This window comes from Halanaerobacter jeridensis (assembly GCF_016908315.1).
Lineage (GTDB): Bacteria > Bacillota > Halanaerobiia > Halobacteroidales > Halobacteroidaceae > Halanaerobacter > Halanaerobacter jeridensis.
Map to the genome: position 1 here is coordinate 98,250 of NZ_JAFBDQ010000006.1, position 17,425 is coordinate 115,674.

Below are 17,425 nucleotides of genomic sequence, written 5' to 3' on the forward strand. Positions count from 1 at the left end.
TTGGCATATTTTTTAATTATTAACGGAACATTCTTCTTTTTAATTACGGGAATTGGAATGATTCGTTTTACTGATTTTTATATTCGCTTACATATTTTATCTAAAGCAGTAACTGGAGGAGCAATTTCAATTTTGTTGGGGATTATCTTTTTAACCGGGTTCTCCTTCTTTTCTTTAAAATTATTAGTAATAATTTTATTATTAATTATTACTAATCCTGCAACTAGTCATGCTATTGCTTGGGCAGCTTATTATAGTGATGAAAAAGATCATTTCCAACATTTAAAATTAAGTAGAGATGATTTGCAATATAGAAAGACAGGTGATGAATAATGATTGAAATAATATTATATATATTATTATTATTGACTGTTGTTGCGGCTCTTGTAGTAGTTTTTGCTGATAATTTAGTTAGTTCAGTAATTGGACTATCAATTTTTAGTTCTAGTTTAGTAGTTATTTTTGTGATTTTTCAAGCGCCTGATGTAGCTTTAACAGAAATTGTAATTGGGAGTGGGATTACAACTGGATTATTTATTATTACAATTGATAAGACAGGAGGGGGAAAAGAGTAATGACCTTCAAAAAGGTTTATAGTTTAGGATTAATATTCCTGCTAGGTATATTATTAGTTGTTACTTTTATGAATTTCAATCAAAATAATTTTAATAATAATTATGACCTTAGTGAATATTATATTAATCAAGGAGTACAGGATACAAAATCAATTAATTTAGTAACAGCTATTTTATTTGATTATCGTGGGTTTGATACATTAGGAGAAGCTACAGTAATATTTATTGCTGCGTTAATTATCAGTTTATTAACTAAACGAAGTACCAGTTCTTTAGTTTATAATAATTTTTCCCCTTTAGTATACCAAAACATAAGTTTCATTGTACCATTCTTATATATATTCGGATTTTATTTGATCTTTTATGGTCATTTATCTCCGGGCGGTGGTTTTGCCGGGGGAGTAGTAATAGCTACTATTTTTGTGCTATTGACAATTACTTTTGGAGTGCGCAGAACAAGAGAAGAAGATGTATTAAGGGCCAAATCCTTATTAGAAAATTTAGGCATGGCAGGATTTGTGATTATTGGTTTATTAGGAATGGTTAGTGGATATAATTTTTTAGCTAATGGACAGGCAGGATTTTATTTAGGAGAAGCAGGAAAATTAATTAGTGCCGGAACTATTCCTTGGCTTAATTTAATGACGGGAATTAAAGTAGGAGCAAGTTTATCAATTATCTTTAATTGCTTAGTTCGGGAGGTGGAATAAGTGCTAGCAGTTCAAATAGTAATTGCAATATTATTCATTTTGGGAATTTATACAATTTTAAATCGAAAAAATGTGATTAAAATAATTATGGGCATTAATATTATGGAGGCATCATTAATTTTATTTTTAATTCAATTAAGTTATAAAGATGGAGGTACAGCTCCTATTTTAGATAAAGAATATGAACTAATTGTAGATCCTTTACCACAAGCTTTAGCTTTAACAGCAATAGTGATTGGTGCTAGTACAACTGCCGTAATGCTATTTTTAGCTATTAAACTTTATAAAGAATATGGTACTTTAGATATAAGTGAAATCAGGAGGTTACGAGGATGAATGAGATGATTTGGCTAATAATAGGGCCATTATTAATTGCTTTCAGTTTATTAGCAATTAATTTATATTTAAAGAAAATTTATAATTGGATAATCATCAGTAGTAGTATTTTAACATTTATTTTAAGCTGCAGTTTATTTAGAAAAGTACTGATTAAACCTCTAGCATATAGTTTAGGCAGTTGGGAAATGACTAAAGGGATTAATCTAGTAGCTGATCCTTTAGCTGGGATCTTAATTGTTACAGTTGCTTTGCTAAACTTATTAATTATTATTTATTCTTTAGCTTATATTGAAAAGAACATATCAAAATATTATACTTTATTATTTGTTCTAACTGCTGCTTTAAATGGGATGATTTTAACAGGGGATTTGTTTAATTTATTTGTTTGTGTAGAGATTGTCTCCATTGTTTCTTATGCATTAGTAGCTTTTAGGCGCAATCATAAGGCTTATGAAGCAAGTTTTAAATATATTATTATTGGAACTGTTGGTGGTTTTTTTGTCTTATTAGCTATTATTTTAACATATCATCAGACTGGAACTTTAAATTTAGCTCAGTTAGTAGTTAGGTCTAGTGATATTTCTAAAGTAGTTAAATCAGGAATTATTAGTCTGTTTTTGATTGGTTTTGGCAGTAAGTTTGCTTTAGTTCCATTACATACTTGGTTACCTGATGCTCATCCAGCTGCTCCTGCTTCAATCAGTGCTTTGTTGTCAGGTATAGTAATTAAAGGATACTTATATGCTTGGTTGAGAACATTATTGATTTTAAGTAATCCCAGCGAAATAATAGCTTCTAATTTAAATTTAATTTTAATTTATTCTGGAGTAATTACCTTACTAGTCGGACATTTTTTAGCTTATCAGCAGCAAAGTTTAAAACGATTATTAGCTTATTCAAGTATTTCTCAAATCGGATATATTATGATTGGAATTGGAACTTTAACTAAACAGGGGATGAGTGGCGGAATTTTTCATATTATTAATCATGCTTTAGTTAAATCTGCTCTCTTTTTAGCAGCAGGAATTTTTAGTGAAAAAATAAAAGCTAAAAAGATCAAAAGTCTAGTGGGCATCGGATATAAAACACCACTAGTAGCCTTAGGATTTACTATTGCTGCTATAACTTTAATTGGATTACCACCGTTTAATATTTTTATTAGTAAATGGCTGATAGCTTTAGCAGCCATTAAAGCAGGATTTATAATTCCTGCCGGAGCAATTTTATTAGGGAGTATCCTAGCGTTAAGTTATTATTTGAAAGTGATTAAAGCAATTTATACCAAAAAGAAAGAAAACTATAAAATCATTAATATAAATTGGCGACTTAAAATTCCTGTTATTACATTAACTTCATTATGTTTAATAATTGGTTTAGCTCCTAATATATTATTACCTAAATTAGGGCAGGCAGTAAGATATTTATTAAAATCCAAAGAATATTATCAAATTTTATTTACTGGATAATTTATCAATAAAGGAGAGAAATGATTTATGGTCTGGTTAATTATTTATCCTTTATTAACAGCTTTTATTTTGGGAATTATAAAGAGGATTATTGCAGATTATTTAGATTTTATAACTCTCAGTATTTTTAGTGGATATTTACTGATTGTATTTAAAATCACTAGCAGTATAGGAAGCAATGGGATAGAATATTTTCTGGGCAGTTGGGAGAAACTGTTAGGAATTCGACTGCATCTTGCGGCTGATGGTGTATTTATGGTGTGGTTAATTGCTCTATTAACTTATTTGATTTTAATTTATTGTAGTAGTTATATACAAGAGAATAAAGCTAAATATTATATATTAATTTATGTGCTAACTGCTTCTTTGATGGGATTAGTTTTAACAGCAGATTTTTTCAATTTATATGTTTGGTTTGAAATAGCCTCAATTGTTTCCTATTCGCTAGCAGCGATAAATCAAAATCGGAATAATTTTGAAGGAGTATTAAAATATATAGTAGTGGGATCTATTGGGGGCATGCTAGTTTTATTAGCAATTATATTAAGTTATAAATTAACTGGAACTCTTGATTTAGCAGAAATAGCGATTAGAAGCCAAAATATCTCAGATTTCCAACAGGCTACTATTAAAATATTATTGTTAGTTGGTTTTGGCAGTAAAATAGCTTTAGTACCGTTACATGCTTGGCTGCCTGATGTATATACTAATGCTAATGTGACTTTTAATGCTTTATCTTCAGCTTTGATTCTTAAAACGGTTTTATATAGTTTAATTAAAGTACTGCACAATCTATTTGGGGGCGCATTCTTTAGTAGTAAATTACAGATAATAGTTATGATGTGGGGAGTAATTACTTTTTTAGTTGCTCATTTATTAGCTTATCAACAACAAAATATTAAGCGGTTATTAGCCTATTCAAGTATTGCTCATTTAGGATATCTAATCATGGTCTTTAGCTTAGGAACAGAGAAGGGGTTAATAGCAGCTAATTTTCATCTCTTAAATCATGCGTTAATGAAGAGTGCTTTGTTTTTATTAAGTGGAATTTTATCTCTGCGAATTAAGAGTTATTTAATCCGGGATTGGCAGGGGCTGGGCTATAAATTTCCTTATTCTACTTTGCTATTTACAGGAGTATCGTTAGCTATAATTGGGTTACCGCCTTTTAATGGTTTTGTTAGTAAATGGTTAATGGTACAGGCAATTATCGATGCCGGCTATGTGAATATTGCATTTACTATTTTAATTGGTACTATTTTATCCTTAGTCTATTATTTGAGGATAATTAAAGTTTTATATAGTAGAAGAAAAAACTGGGAAGAAGAGTTTGATAATAATTATAAAGAATCTAAACGATTAACCGCAGTAACTACAGTTTTAGCAGGTTCTTGTTTGGTGTTAGGTATTATACCAGGGCCAATGCTGGAACTAATTAATAAAACGATTAGTATTTTAGGGGGGTAAAAATGATCAATCCAGGGATAATATATTTAATTGCTAGCATAATTTTATATATGAGTAAAGAAGAATGGCGTAAATATTTTGCTTTAATTACTGCAGTAAGTACGGGGATAATATTATTTGCTTTGCCCCAGGGCCAATATCTACAGCTGCCGTTTCTAGATTTTGAAATGATTCTATTAGAAGTTACAGCTGTTAATCGTTTCATAGGATTTATATTTGTATTCTTTAGTATTGCTGCTGTGATTTATGGGATTAATTTATTTAGCCGTAAGGATTATTGCTTGACTTATTTTTATATCGGTAGTTCTTTAGCTATTATTTTTGTTGGTGATTTTTTCTCTTTCTATATTTGCTGGGAACTAATGACGATTAGTTCTTATTTTCTAATTTTCAATAATCAGAAACCAGTCACAAGAGAGACTAGCTATTATTATTTTGTGATGCATTTAGTAGGAGCAATTAGTCTGTTATGGGGAATCTTGTTACATTATAGTGCAGTAGGAACTATGGCTCTAACTACAGTTAAAGTAGGGCTACCTTTCTTTATCTTAGCAGTGGCTATTAAATTAGCTTTTATTGGCTTTCATACTTGGTTACCTAAAACTTATGCTGAAACTCCATTTTATATTAGTGTGATATTATCAGCCTATACTACTAAAGTTGGGGTTTATAGTTTTTATAAATTATTAGGAAGTAGACAATATTTGGCTTATGCTGGGATAGTAACGGCAGTAATTGGTGTTTTATTAGCATTAAGCCAAACCAAAGTGCGAAAATTATTATCTTATCATATTATCAGCCAAATTGGATATATGATTGTTGGTTTAAGCGTAGGAACAGCTATTGGAAAAAAGGGAGGATTACTGCATTTAGCAAATAATATTTTGTATAAAGGATTATTATTTATGATAATTGGAGCAGTAATTTATTCTACAAAAGGAGAAGAGGATTTAATCAATTTAGGTAGTTTATTTAAAAAATTACCGTATACAACTGTATACGTTATTATAGCTGCTGTTTCTATCGCAGGAATTCCATTTTTTAACGGTCACATCAGTAAATTGTTACTGAAAAAAGGAACTAATGATCCAATATTAGTGTGGGGGATGTATATAGCTGCAATTGGAACTTCATTATCCTTTTTAAAAATACTTTATTTTGGTTTTTTTAAATCAGCAGAGCAAGAAATAGAGACCAAACAACGGCCAACAAAAGGAATGCTAGTGGGGATGGGTTTGTTAGCTGCTGCTTGTTTAATCATTGGTCTTAGACCACAACTTTTATTACAAATATTAGGTGGAGTTAAAAAGGAAGTTAATTATTTTTCATTACATTATTTATGGGTAGGACTACAGCCAACTCTATTAGCAGCAATCTTATTAAAACTAGCTTATCAGTGGGTTAAACCTCAACCCCATAAAAGTCATCCCTTTGATTTATATAAATTATTAGGGAGAGGTTTTAATTATTTTGGTAGTAAATTAAGCCAGTGGCATAATGGTAATTTACAGCGTTATATATTATGGATTTTAACGGCATTAGTATTGTTGTGGGGACAGGCGCTAATATAGTAAGGATAGTAAAGAGTAAGAAGTGAAGAGTGAAGAAAAAGAAAACAGTATGACAGTTAAAGTCAAAATCAAAAGATTAAATTCTTTTTTATTTTTTCTGGTCACTCTTTACTCTTCACTAATTACTATTCTTACTGTTTTTTTTACCCTCCTAAAGTAATATCCTGTTGCTTATACCATTCTAAGGCCTTATAAAAATCTTCTGGGGCAAAGTCGGGCCAATATTTATCAACAACATAAAAATCTGCATAAACTGATTGAGCTGGTAAGAACCCACTCAATCTCCGTCGACTCCCCCAGCGTATAATTAGATCAATTCGAGAGATTTGTTTTGATTTCAAAGTTGAAATTATTCCTTTTTTAGATTGCTTTTCATTTTCTTCTAAATTACTTAAATCCCAATGCCAACCGTAATTAACTAAAAAGTTAACTTTGATTCCACCACTACCAAAAGTAGTTCTTTTTTCTGTATAAGGTAATAATTCTTGAGGGAATTTAGGAGATTCGGTATTGCCGACCACTAATAAATCTGCATCTTCTTCTGCAATCATTTTAACTGCTTCTACACAAGCTTTAGTAAAAGCCTGTGTCTGCACATTTTTTCTTTTAGTATTATCCATTGTAAAACCATAATAAGTTAATTCCTCTACGCCTGTCTTTTGACATAGTTTTAATAATTGTAGACTGGGAGCTAGTCCATAGATATAGCCATCTTCTTTATTTAATCCATTTTTTTCAGCCCATCTGCGATTGCCATCAGGAATAACTCCGATATGTTGGGGAAAACTCATTTTACCACCTCATTTAGTAAGTTGTTAATTATTATTAACTTAATTACGCATAATAATTCCTCTAATAGCAAATAATTTGCTTTAATAAATTAATTGATAAGATAATTAGACAAACCAGCATTGAGTAGATATAATATAGACCTAGTAGAAAATAGACAAAGATATTTAATTAATTTAGAAAGTAATTATATTTTGTAGCATATAATCTAATAAATAATAATAGTAGATTATCAAAACAGGAGAGTGGTTTTTATTTTAAGAAAACAAAGACCAGAAGAATTAGAAGAATATATTGAAAGAGAAATTTTAACTTCTTATCATGACTTTGATAAAGCACATGATCTATCACATGTAAAAAATGTAATTGATTATGCTCTTGAATTAGGAAGTGAGTTTGAAGAGATAAATCAGGATATAGTGTATACTGCAGCAGCTTATCATGATTTGGGATTGAGTCATAGTAGAGAGAAACATCATCAGTATTCAGCCCAAATAGTTAAAGAAGATCAACAATTACAAAAGTATTTTAGCGAGCAGGAGATTGAGATTATAAGTGATGCTTGCTATCACCACCGCTCTAGTTCAGAGGAAAAAGCAGAAAGATTGACTAGTCAAATTGTAGCCGATGCTGATAGTATGGATGGGTTAACAATTGAGCGGATGATTATTCGAGCTTGGAAAATTATGAAGATAAATCAATATCAGAACTTTATGATAATATGTATCAACATTTAATTAGTAAATATGGGAAGAAAGGTTATGCTTATCAGTCTCTTTATTTAAAGGAGACTAAGGAGTTATTTGCTGAAGAAATAAAAAGGGCCCAGAGAACTTTGGCCCAGAAGAATAAATTTAAAAGTTTATTTAAGTCTTTAATTCAAAAGAAAGAAATTGAAATATAAAAAAAGTGGGCATTGAGCCCACTTTTTTATCTTTATAGTCTTTGTGATGAAAGCTGAATACTTAATTCTGACAGCTTATTTAATCCCTTCTAAAATATGCAGTAATACATCCGATCTTTTAGCAGACATAATATGAATACCATCGATTTTAGAGTGGGCTTTTTTTAGGAATTCTTGTGCTATTTTAACTCCTTCTTCAGCTCCTTGATCTTTCATTCGTGTAATTATACTATCAGGGATTTTAATACCAGGGACATTAGAGTCTAAATAATTAGCCATTTTAAAACTTGTTAATGGTAAAATACCAATAAGAATTGGTACATCTAAATGCTCTGTTTTGGATAAAAAGTTATCCATAGTTTCTAAATCATAAGCAGGCTGGGTTTGAATAAAATCTGCTCCAGCAGAAACTTTTGTTTCTAATCTAGCAATTTCTTCATCTAAATCATCTGCACCTAAGTTAGCTGCTGTAGCAACAGTTAGATCAGTATCTCCAGTTAATTGATTATTATTATGATCATAACCTTGATTTAAATTTTGTACTATTTCAATAATTCCAATAGAATTGGTATCAAAAACAGGGCTGGCTTCAGGATGATCCCCAGCAGTAGGATCATCACCAGTAATAGCTAATATATTTTTTATTCCGAGCTGTGAAGCACCTAATAAATCACCCTGCAGAGCAATAATATTTTTATCTCTACAAGTGATATGAGGAATAGTTTCCATTCCGGTTTTATCTTCAATTAGATGGGCAGCCATAATAGAACTCATCTTCATTTTAGCCATAGGGGAATCACAGACATTGATTGCATCTACTGTACCTGTCAATTCTTCTGCAATTTGATAAATCTCTGTTAAATCAGTTCCCTTAGGTGGCGTAATTTCACCTGTAATAATAAAATCTTTATGTTGTAATTTTTCTTTTAAGTTCATAGTAATCTCCCTTCCTCACTACTCATTGTTTATTAGTTATAATTGTTTCTATACTTCCGTGTTTTTACCTACGGGTTCATTAGTAGAACCCTTCGTGGCAAGCCCAGTACGAAAAACACTTCATTTATTGCTAAATTAGGCAGTCAAGCTGGATGCAGCTCTTTTTTGTAAATGCGTACTAGCTAAACTAGCTTTTGCGCTTTTTTTACTGCTTGAACTGCATTATCAGAATAGTGGGCTCCGATATTATTAGCATATTCTTCAGTTACTACTGCTCCTCCAACCATAACTTTTATATCAGGGCCAACTTCTTTTAACTTTTGCGTTATTTCTTTCATCCGCGGCATTGTAGTTGTCATTAAAGCACTTAAACAAATAATATCTGCATTTTCATCTAGGGCAGAGGAGATGATTTGATCATTACTTACATCTTTACCTAAATCAACAATAGCAAAGCCGTTATTTTCAAGCATGACTTTAACTATATTCTTACCAATATCATGCACATCTCCTTTAACTGTAGCCATAATAATTTTTCCTGCACTTTCTTGGGATTGTTGTTCTTCTAAAATAGGGCGTAATTTAGAAAAAGCTTTTTTCATTACTTCAGCAGCCATCATTAATTGTGGTAAGAAATAAGTCCCTTCATCATATTTATCGCCTACTTCTTTAATACCGGGAATCAAACCTTCGTTAATGATATCTAAAGCTGGATAATTTTCAAGGGCCAATTCAATATGATTTAATATATTTTCTTGATCACCATTTAAAACTGTAGCATGTATTTTATCTAATGGATCTTGAGATTCATCTTCTTGTGCAGTAGTAGTTTCTTCTGGTTTAGAATTATCTTCTTGGCCGGCAAATTCATCTAAATATCTACTTCCTGCTGGATCACGATTTACTAAGAAATCACTAGCTAGAAGTGCAGATTTCATATTTTCATCAGTGGGATCCATAATTGGAGCATTTAAACCTGCTTCAATAGCCATTGCTAAAAAGGAAGTATTAACTTGATGACGTTCAGGAAGTCCATAAGAGATATTACTAACTCCTAAAACTGTCGCTAACCCAAGTTCTTCTTTGATTAACCGAATGGCTTTAATTGTTTCTAAAACTTTTTCTTGTTCTGCACTAGCTGCTAGAGTTAAGGTATCAATTAGAATATTTTCTTTACTAATCCCGTAATCTTCAGCAGTAGCTACAATTTTTTTAGCAACTTCTAATCTTTGCTGGGCAGTATCGGGAATGCCATCTTCATCTAAAGTTAAACCAAGAACTGCCGCACCATATTTTTTTGCTAAGGGAAGTACTTTATTCAAACTAGAATCTTCTCCAGTTACAGAATTAATTAATGGTTTACCAACTACATTTTGCAGTCCAGCTTCTAATGCTTCCTGATTAGTAGTATCAATAGTAATTGGCAAATCAGTAGCATTTTGTACTGTAGTAACAGCTTGTTTCATTAATTGAGCCTGATCAACTTCTGGAACTCCCATATTAACATCAAGAATATCGGCTCCAGCTTGAGCTTGTTTACTGGCTTCAGTACTAACTAACTCTAGTGATCCATTTTTAAGTTGTTCGGAAAATTTATCGCGACCGCTGGGATTGATCCGTTCTCCAATCATCCGTGTAGGATGTTGATCACTGATTGTAACTCTTTGCGACCGACTTGCTAAAACTGTAGTAGAATCTTTTTCTTTTGGCTGTGGTTTTAATCCTTTAACTTTATCTTGTAATTGTCTGATATATTCTGGAGTAGAACCACAACAACCGCCAATTACATTAATTCCTGCTGCAATAAACTGCGGGGCATAAGAGACCATTTCTTGAGCCTGCATTGGAAAAATTGTTTCATTATTTTCATCAAGTTCTGGTAAACCAGCATTTGGTTCAACAGATAACCGAGCAGAAGTGTCTTGATTCATTTTCTGAATAACTTCCAATAAACCTTCCGGCCCCATACTACAATTAGCCCCAATCACATCAGCACCAATAGCATCAAGTACTTCAATAGCAGTTACTGGATCAGTCCCAGTCATTGTTTTTAGACTATCTTCATAAGTTAAATGACAGATAACTGGAAGGTCAGTTGTTTCTTTAACAGCAATTAAAGCTGCTCTAGCTTCCTGTAGATCAGTCATTGTTTCTATATTAATTAAATCTACGCCGGCAGCTTCTAAGATTTGTGCCTGTTCAGCAAAAGCAGTATAAGCTGCTTGAAAGGGAAAGTCCCCCATTGGTTCAATTAATTTTCCTGTTGGTCCCATCGAAGCAGCAACTAATGTATCTTCTTTGGCAGCACCTTGGGCCAACTTCACGGCTTGCGTATTAATCTCTTTTACTTGATTTCCTAAATCATACTCATTAAGTTTAATTCTCGTCCCACCAAAAGTATTAGTTTGGATAATATCACTACCAGCCTCAACATAAGATTGATGAACTGACTGCACAATTTCAGGCTGATCGAGGTTTAATTTTTCGGGACATTCTCCTACCTCTAATCCTTTATTATGTAATTCAGTTCCCATTGCACCATCGAGAACTAATATTTCTTCTTCTAATCTCTCTAAAAATCTATTCATCTGCTCAATACTCCCTTCTAGTAAGAATAGTAACTAGTAATTAGTGACAAGTGAAGAGTAAAAAATCAGAAAAACAGTAGTAAATAACCATAAACTACAAAATAAAAAATAGTTTTAAACTTGAGCTCCTTTTATTACTAAATAAGTCTTTTTCTTATTTACTATATTTTGGGTTTTCTGTGTTTTATTTGAGCTCTTTACTGATCACTTGTTACTCATTACTAATTAATCTTTACTCTTCACTGATCACTTGTTACTGATCACTAATATTTATTATTTATAAATACAAGTATCATAATCACAATTAGCACAATCAAAATCACACTGCGGTTGAACTGTGCTTTCTTCTGTACCCAAACCAATTAGGGCAGTGATTGATTTTTGTGGAATTAATAAAAAACTATCATTGCATTTAATCCCCAGTTCTTGGCCCTGAACCAGCTTTAATAACTGTGGTTGAATATCTAAATCTAAATCACCATAGCCGGGGCTGTAGCGCATAGTTAAAGAGGGGAGGCCAATTTCTTCTGCTTCTGCTTCAATTTGTGTTTGCAATTTATTAGCTGTCTCTTCAACGGCTATAGAACCTACTGCATCTAAAATAGTAGCTTTAGTTAATTGATCATCAGCAAATAACTGATTAACTCTTTCTTCTAATTGAGGGCCAATAGTTACTGCTAAGATGACTACTTGTTTTTGATTAGCTAATAATTCAGCAATATCTTGACTATAAAAGGATAAATCATTTTGACCCAAACTAAGTTTATCTGCTTGAATAGTTATATTTTCAAATCTTAAATAATTACCACGTGGTTTAATAATTTCTTGTGCTTCATTAATAGCTTCAGTTATTAGTTCTTCTATCTGTGGATTAGATACTGTATGTTCTTGATAACCTAATTGTCGTTTGACTTCAGGTTTTGAAATGGTTGGATTTAACTGCTCCATGCTAATCTCTCCTTAAAATAAACAATAAAAAAACCCTCATTCTCTGAGAAGAAGAGGGCAAATTTCCCCTTATCTCTCAGAAGATCTCTCTTCTGCAGGAGTTGGCACCACTGTAGTTGTACAAATCCCTACTGGTTGCCGGGCTTCATCGGGCCAGTCCCTCCACCACTCTGAATAAGGTAAGTATTTAATTATTGTCTTCTATTTTAACATTAATTTTATATTTTGTCAAAAGAGAGAGCAGAGAAATAACTTGAGTAGAGCAAAACAATAATTCCGACATAAAAAAACAAAAAAATAAAAAAGCTATTGACAATGATACGATAATTACCTATACTATAAATATAAGATAAAAAATAATTTATAAATTAGAAGTGGTTATAAGATAATATAATCCTCATAAGCCTCCACTGTACTCAGGGAAAAGTATATTTCTCAAGTGCTAGTGGTTTTTATTTTTTGGGACTTTATTTTTTAAATTAATTAAGTCTCTATTAATAAACTGTTAAATATAGCTAAGATTAATTTTAATTGCTAATTTAGTCTTTTTTTAAACCACTTAATTTATTTGATTAATAAAGAATGGTTATTTTCCTGAGGTCTTAAAATTAAAAGGGGGTTTTATTAATGTTAAAGAAAAAAGTAATGTCTCTAGCGTTAGTTTTATTTTTATTGGCCGGAACAGTAATCGTCTTAGATAGTCAAGCACATGCATTCTTTGGTTTTGGTGACGATGATGACGAGGATAAAGCATTAACATTATGGCATACTGAATTTGTAACTGAATGGCCGGGTCGAGCAGATGTTATTGATTATTTTGAGAAAAATAATGATTTAAATGTAAAGAAAGATTATGGACCAGCAAATTATAGAGATATAGCGCAAAAGATGGCGATTCAAGCTAATACTGGTGATCCAGATGTAGTTGAAGGGGTATTAGGACAAATGTTCTCTTATCAAAAGGCGGAATTAATTATGCATTTAGATAAATATTTTAAGGATTATGAAGCTAAAGATACTTATTTAAAAAATGCATTGGACGCATTAACTGTAGATGGAAAATTATACGGTATTCCTTATAATACTAATGTAAGGTTACTATTATACCGCAAATCAATTTTCGAAGAGCATAATTTAGATGTACCAAAAAATTGGGATGAATTAGTTCAAACAGCTGCTAAAATTAATAAACTAGAATCTAATATGCAAGGATTTATGTTCACTACAAAAAGTAGAGAAGTTAGAGCTTTTCAAGAATTTATGTCTTTTTACTTGCAGTTAAATCGTAATATGTTTGATGTTTCTGACAGTGGAGTAGAGTTAGTTGCAACTGAAGATCAATTAGCTCAAGTCTTAAATCTATATAAAGATATGTTCTTTGAAGGCGGTATTAATTTAGATGAACGGGGTGCTGATTGGAAGGCATTAGATTATGGTTATACCTCTGGCAAATATGCTATGGTTACAGTTGGCCCTTGGATTTGGGGACATCGTAATGGTAATCAAGACCGAGCTGAGATCTTAGATGATACTGGAATTGCAGCAGTACCAGTTGCTAAAAATGGAAAGCCAGGCACGTATATGGAAGTAAAACCAATTATGATTAATAAGTATAGTGATCAACCAGATAAGGCATGGGAATTATTAAAGACTGTTACTTCTAAAGGAATGCAAACTACTATTGATTCTAAACGAGGGGTTTTATCTCCTAGAAAAGATGTAATGAATTCAGAGGCAATGGATAATTGGTGGTTATCTGGATTTGCTGAGCATATGGATACTGGAGTAGCATTAGATCCAATTAGCTGGGAAAGACAGCAAAACGTAATTATCAAAGCAATTCAAAGAACGATTTATAAAGAAGAAAGTCCAGAAGAAGCAGCAGATTGGTTACATGGTAAATTAGCTGAAATTGCAAATACTTTATAATTAAAATAACAGTTTAATACCTATGTGCTGTGAGTTTCAAAATAATTGCCTTGCAGCACATAGGTTATAATCAGAAATATATTTAATTGTTACTTATAAATAAAGGAGGGACTTTTATGAATGCAGATGAGAAAGAAGCAAGGTTAGGATATTTGATTTTATTACCTGTATTTTTAACCTTTGCTTTAGTAATCTTTTTTCCGACTATTAAAGCTTTGCTAGATAGTTTTAGTAATTTAAGTTTATATAATAAACAAAATCCTGCTTTTATAGGGTTAAAAAATTATGTTGGTTTATTTACGAATTCGGCATTTTGGCAATATGTAGTGCGTACTTTTGTTTTAGTCTTCTTAGCAGTAGGTTTACAGTATGTATTAGGTTTAGCCTTAGCACTATTGTTAAATGAAGAATTACCAGGATTAAAATGGGCCAAATCAATAATTATGATCCCGTGGGTTATACCAGTAGCAGCAATGGTTGTTATGTTTAATTGGATGTCTACACCTGACTATGGGCTCTTTAATATGATTTTGAGTTCGATAGGATTAGAAGAAATGACGCGGTATTGGTTAGGTGATAAAGCATTTGCCTTTGCAATGGTAGTTTTGATGCATGTATGGAGAAATATGCCTTTTTATGCAATGATGCTTTATGCAGCTTTGAAAGCAGTTCCTAAGATTCAATATGAAGCAGCAAATATTGATGGGGCTAATGCTTGGCAGAAATTTAAGCATATTACATTACCTAATATTAAATACCCATCAATGATTGTAATAGTTCTACACGTTTTATGGACCTTTAATAACTTTGATGTAATTTATTTATCAACTGGTGGTGGACCAGTAGGTAAAACAGAAGTTTTAGCTACTCAGGTATACCAAATGGCGTGGACTAATTATGAATATGGCAAAGCATCTGCTTTAGGAATAGTTATGATGTTAGCTATGTTAGCTTTCTCTACGATTTATATTAAGTTAGTAAGGAGTGATAGCTAATGAGTGATCGTAAAATTTTAATCGGAAAATATATAGCTTTGATTATGTTCTTGCTATTTATTATTACACCATTTATGTGGATTCTTTACTCATCATTTAGAACTGAAGCTAGCCTTTTTTCGGGTCAGTTCTTTGCTGGAGGTTTGACATTAAAACATTATAGCAATGTACTTGGAGCTGGACAAACTGGGCAATTTAAAACTTATTTTCTTAATTCCTTTATTATAGCTTCAATTTCTACAGTAGTAGTAGTTATTTTGTCTTTGCTGGGAGCTTATGCTTTATCACGTTTTAAAATGAAGTTTAAAGATGGGATTATTTTGTCATTATTATCAGCCAATATGTTTCCTAGAGTATTACTTTTGATCCCTTTATTTGGTGTTCTCTTTGATCTGCAATTAATTGATTCTTATATTGGGATTATTATAACTCATATAATCTTAGGATTACCTTTTGGGCTATGGCTGGTCAAAGGATACTTTGATAGTGTACCAAAAGAATTAGATGAAGCAGCTAAAATAGATGGATTAGGGCCAATTGGAATTTTATTTAAAATCATTGTTCCAATTACTGCACCAGGGATGGTAGTAGCAGGGTTTTATGCCTTTATGGTCTCTTGGGGGGATTACTTATTTTCTTCAGTAATTTCTCAGTCTTTAAGTACTCAAACATTACCAATTGGGCTTAATAAATTCTTTGGTTCCTCTCAAATCCAATGGGGTTCTATTAATGCTGCTGTTGTAATTACAATTATTCCTACAATCATATTATTCTCAGTCCTACAAAAATGGATTGTAGAAGGGTTAGCTAGTGGAGCAGTTAAAGGGTAATTAGGTATTTTAACTGTAAAATAGTTGAGAAATTGCTAAAAGTTCTGTTATAATGAGTTTAAGACTTAGTTGATTAGATTAATAAACTCAATTATAAGCAGGGAGGACAAAGTATGAACCATAAAGTAAGTTTTGAATTAATGAAACAAGCTAATGTGTCCTTGATTATGGAATGTATTAGAGAAAAAGGGCCAATTTCTAGAGCAGATATAGCTCAAATAACTGGATTAACCCCTGCTAGTGTTTCTAAAATTACTAAAAACTTAATCAGTAATGATTATATTAAAGAACATGGTTATGGGCAATCTAGTGGGGGGCGTCCTCCCGTGTTATTAGAATTAAATGCAGCTGCTGGTTATATTATTGGAGTAGATTTAGGTCCAGAAATATTAGAAGTCAGCATTACTGATTTAGAAGCTAATGTGTTAATTAGTAATAATGAAGATTTAGAAAATTTAGAGCAAAATTTTGTTTTAGATGAACTAATGAATTTGATTCATCTGACTATGGAAGCAAGTAAGATTGATAAAAAAGAAGTGATTGGAATTGGAATGGCAGTTCATGGTTTGGTAAATAGTGAGACTGGTATTTCGATTTTTGCACCTCATTATCATTGGAAAGAAGTGCCGATTAAAGAGATTATTGAAGATGAATTTGGGCTACCTACTTTTATTGATAATGATGTTCGAGCGATGGCATTAGGAGAACGGTGGTTTGGTAGAGCGCAAAAATCAGATAATTTTATTACAGTCAATGTTAGCAATGGTATCGGTTCAGGTATAGTAATTGATGGTGAGCTTTATCAAGGAACTAATTATAGTGCAGGTGAGATTGGACATATTGTAGTTGACAATGACGGACCTCAGTGTAGTTGTGGAAATTATGGCTGTTTAGAGAGCTTAGCATCTAATCCAAAAATTGTAAAGAGGGCTCGTAAATTAATTAAGCAGGGGGCGCAAAGTAAAATTTCTACCTTAGTAGATAATAATTTGGATGAAATTACAGTGACAGATATTTGTAAAGCAGCTAATGAAGAAGATGAAGTCGCACTAGAGGTATTAAAAGAAACTGGTCGTTACTTAGGTATGGGCTTGGCTTATTTAATTAATATTTTAAATCCAGAACTAATAATTATAGTTGGTAAAATAGTTAAAAGTAAAGATAATATTTTTCAATATATTGAAGAGGTTATAGAGTCTAAAGCACTAGAGGTTCCAGCTAAGAGAGTTAATATTGTGGCAACTGCTTTAGGAGAGCAGGCTGCTACTATTGGTGGAGTAACATTAGTATTAAGAGAATTGTTTACAGGTCCAGAATTATTAGAAGATAAATCTGAAACAAAGACCTGATTAGTATAGTTAACAAACCTGAAAAGGTT

The 17,425-nt window shown here is 31.8% G+C and carries 17 protein-coding genes and 1 riboswitch; of the genes, 13 read left to right on the forward strand and 4 right to left on the reverse strand.

All coding sequences use genetic code 11. The features are described 5' to 3' along the window. Genes mnhG through JOC47_RS07415 form a run of 7 tightly spaced genes read left to right on the forward strand, consistent with a single transcriptional unit; the run spans position 1 to position 6,128 of the window. Positions 1 to 333 (forward strand): monovalent cation/H(+) antiporter subunit G, encoded by a 333-nt coding sequence (mnhG, locus tag JOC47_RS07385; protein WP_239550979.1) that lies wholly within the window; start codon positions 1 to 3, stop codon positions 331 to 333. Next, positions 333 to 575, forward strand: a complete 243-nt coding sequence (locus JOC47_RS07390) for a Na(+)/H(+) antiporter subunit B (protein WP_204701422.1) — start codon at positions 333 to 335, stop codon at positions 573 to 575. Before mnhG ends, JOC47_RS07390 begins: the two co-directional genes overlap by 1 nt. Further along, positions 575 to 1,285 carry a hydrogen gas-evolving membrane-bound hydrogenase subunit E gene (mbhE, locus tag JOC47_RS07395; RefSeq protein WP_204701423.1) on the forward strand — a complete coding sequence of 237 codons (711 nt, stop codon included), beginning with the start codon at positions 575 to 577 and terminating at the stop codon, positions 1,283 to 1,285. The genes JOC47_RS07390 and mbhE overlap by 1 nt, the downstream gene beginning before the upstream one ends. Then, positions 1,286 to 1,621 (forward strand): NADH-quinone oxidoreductase subunit K, encoded by a 336-nt coding sequence (locus JOC47_RS07400; protein ID WP_204701424.1) that lies wholly within the window; start codon positions 1,286 to 1,288, stop codon positions 1,619 to 1,621. Continuing rightward, the gene (locus tag JOC47_RS07405) at positions 1,618 to 3,090 is read left to right on the forward strand and encodes a complex I subunit 5 family protein (protein ID WP_204701425.1); all 1,473 of its coding nucleotides are present in this window, start codon (positions 1,618 to 1,620) and stop codon (positions 3,088 to 3,090) included. The genes JOC47_RS07400 and JOC47_RS07405 overlap by 4 nt, the downstream gene beginning before the upstream one ends. A 27-nt stretch (positions 3,091 to 3,117) precedes the next feature. After that, entirely contained in the window at positions 3,118 to 4,557 is a 1,440-nt protein-coding gene (locus JOC47_RS07410) for a complex I subunit 5 family protein (protein ID WP_204701426.1), read from the forward strand. A gap of 2 nt (positions 4,558 to 4,559) precedes the next feature. After that, positions 4,560 to 6,128 carry a proton-conducting transporter transmembrane domain-containing protein gene (locus tag JOC47_RS07415; RefSeq protein ID WP_204701427.1) on the forward strand — a complete coding sequence of 523 codons (1,569 nt, stop codon included), beginning with the start codon at positions 4,560 to 4,562 and terminating at the stop codon, positions 6,126 to 6,128. A 143-nt stretch (positions 6,129 to 6,271) separates the two neighbouring features. Here JOC47_RS07415 and JOC47_RS07420 read toward each other — a convergent pair whose 3' ends face one another. Beyond that, entirely contained in the window at positions 6,272 to 6,919 is a 648-nt protein-coding gene (locus JOC47_RS07420; protein ID WP_204701428.1) for an undecaprenyl diphosphate synthase family protein, read from the reverse strand. A 243-nt stretch (positions 6,920 to 7,162) separates the two neighbouring features. Between JOC47_RS07420 and JOC47_RS07425 the strand changes: the two genes are divergently transcribed. Beyond that, positions 7,163 to 7,654, forward strand: a complete 492-nt coding sequence (locus JOC47_RS07425; RefSeq protein ID WP_204701429.1) for an HD domain-containing protein — start codon at positions 7,163 to 7,165, stop codon at positions 7,652 to 7,654. After that, positions 7,639 to 7,821: a hypothetical protein gene (locus JOC47_RS07430; protein ID WP_204701430.1), complete on the forward strand. Its 183-nt coding sequence runs from the start codon at positions 7,639 to 7,641 to the stop codon at positions 7,819 to 7,821. Before JOC47_RS07425 ends, JOC47_RS07430 begins: the two co-directional genes overlap by 16 nt. Before the next feature lie 75 nt (positions 7,822 to 7,896). On the opposite strand, the gene JOC47_RS07435 is transcribed toward JOC47_RS07430, so the two are convergent. The 3 genes from JOC47_RS07435 to JOC47_RS07445 all read right to left on the reverse strand — a co-directional run bounded on the left by JOC47_RS07435 (position 7,897) and on the right by JOC47_RS07445 (position 12,293). Continuing rightward, the gene (locus JOC47_RS07435) at positions 7,897 to 8,757 is read right to left on the reverse strand and encodes a methylenetetrahydrofolate reductase (protein WP_204701431.1); all 861 of its coding nucleotides are present in this window, start codon (positions 8,755 to 8,757) and stop codon (positions 7,897 to 7,899) included. A gap of 182 nt (positions 8,758 to 8,939) precedes the next feature. Next, on the reverse strand, positions 8,940 to 11,345 hold the full coding sequence (locus JOC47_RS07440) for a homocysteine S-methyltransferase family protein (protein ID WP_204701432.1): 2,406 nt from the start codon (positions 11,343 to 11,345) through the stop codon (positions 8,940 to 8,942). A 273-nt stretch (positions 11,346 to 11,618) separates the two neighbouring features. Next, positions 11,619 to 12,293: a hypothetical protein gene (locus tag JOC47_RS07445; protein ID WP_204701433.1), complete on the reverse strand. Its 675-nt coding sequence runs from the start codon at positions 12,291 to 12,293 to the stop codon at positions 11,619 to 11,621. Between the two features lie 66 nt (positions 12,294 to 12,359). Beyond that, positions 12,360 to 12,474, reverse strand: a riboswitch (SAM riboswitch). A 446-nt stretch (positions 12,475 to 12,920) separates the two neighbouring features. Here JOC47_RS07445 and JOC47_RS07450 point away from each other — a divergent pair. The 4 genes from JOC47_RS07450 to JOC47_RS07465 all read left to right on the forward strand — a co-directional run bounded on the left by JOC47_RS07450 (position 12,921) and on the right by JOC47_RS07465 (position 17,396). Further along, positions 12,921 to 14,222, forward strand: coding sequence for an ABC transporter substrate-binding protein (locus JOC47_RS07450; protein WP_204701434.1), 1,302 nt, complete (start codon positions 12,921 to 12,923; stop codon positions 14,220 to 14,222). Positions 14,223 to 14,338: 116 nt separating this feature from the next. After that, entirely contained in the window at positions 14,339 to 15,217 is an 879-nt protein-coding gene (locus JOC47_RS07455) for a carbohydrate ABC transporter permease (protein ID WP_204701435.1), read from the forward strand. Next, positions 15,217 to 16,047, forward strand: coding sequence for a carbohydrate ABC transporter permease (locus JOC47_RS07460; RefSeq protein WP_204701436.1), 831 nt, complete (start codon positions 15,217 to 15,219; stop codon positions 16,045 to 16,047). Before JOC47_RS07455 ends, JOC47_RS07460 begins: the two co-directional genes overlap by 1 nt. A 113-nt stretch (positions 16,048 to 16,160) precedes the next feature. Then, positions 16,161 to 17,396 carry an ROK family transcriptional regulator gene (locus JOC47_RS07465; RefSeq protein ID WP_204701437.1) on the forward strand — a complete coding sequence of 412 codons (1,236 nt, stop codon included), beginning with the start codon at positions 16,161 to 16,163 and terminating at the stop codon, positions 17,394 to 17,396. Positions 17,397 to 17,425 lie beyond the last annotated feature (29 nt).

Excerpts from the sequence above, each read along its gene's own strand:
- JOC47_RS07390 (WP_204701422.1), top strand. The coding sequence starts at position 333 with ATGATTGAAATAATATTATATATATTATTATTATTGACTGTTGTTGCG.
- mbhE (WP_204701423.1), top strand. The coding sequence starts at position 575 with ATGACCTTCAAAAAGGTTTATAGTTTAGGATTAATATTCCTGCTAGGT.
- JOC47_RS07405 (WP_204701425.1), top strand. The coding sequence starts at position 1,618 with ATGAATGAGATGATTTGGCTAATAATAGGGCCATTATTAATTGCTTTC.
- JOC47_RS07410 (WP_204701426.1), top strand. The coding sequence starts at position 3,118 with ATGGTCTGGTTAATTATTTATCCTTTATTAACAGCTTTTATTTTGGGA.
- JOC47_RS07415 (WP_204701427.1), top strand. The coding sequence starts at position 4,560 with ATGATCAATCCAGGGATAATATATTTAATTGCTAGCATAATTTTATAT.
- JOC47_RS07420 (WP_204701428.1), bottom strand. The coding sequence starts at position 6,919 with ATGAGTTTTCCCCAACATATCGGAGTTATTCCTGATGGCAATCGCAGA.
- JOC47_RS07430 (WP_204701430.1), top strand. The coding sequence starts at position 7,639 with ATGTATCAACATTTAATTAGTAAATATGGGAAGAAAGGTTATGCTTAT.
- JOC47_RS07435 (WP_204701431.1), bottom strand. The coding sequence starts at position 8,757 with ATGAACTTAAAAGAAAAATTACAACATAAAGATTTTATTATTACAGGT.
- JOC47_RS07440 (WP_204701432.1), bottom strand. The coding sequence starts at position 11,345 with ATGAATAGATTTTTAGAGAGATTAGAAGAAGAAATATTAGTTCTCGAT.
- JOC47_RS07445 (WP_204701433.1), bottom strand. The coding sequence starts at position 12,293 with ATGGAGCAGTTAAATCCAACCATTTCAAAACCTGAAGTCAAACGACAA.
- JOC47_RS07450 (WP_204701434.1), top strand. The coding sequence starts at position 12,921 with ATGTTAAAGAAAAAAGTAATGTCTCTAGCGTTAGTTTTATTTTTATTG.
- JOC47_RS07455 (WP_204701435.1), top strand. The coding sequence starts at position 14,339 with ATGAATGCAGATGAGAAAGAAGCAAGGTTAGGATATTTGATTTTATTA.
- JOC47_RS07460 (WP_204701436.1), top strand. The coding sequence starts at position 15,217 with ATGAGTGATCGTAAAATTTTAATCGGAAAATATATAGCTTTGATTATG.
- JOC47_RS07465 (WP_204701437.1), top strand. The coding sequence starts at position 16,161 with ATGAACCATAAAGTAAGTTTTGAATTAATGAAACAAGCTAATGTGTCC.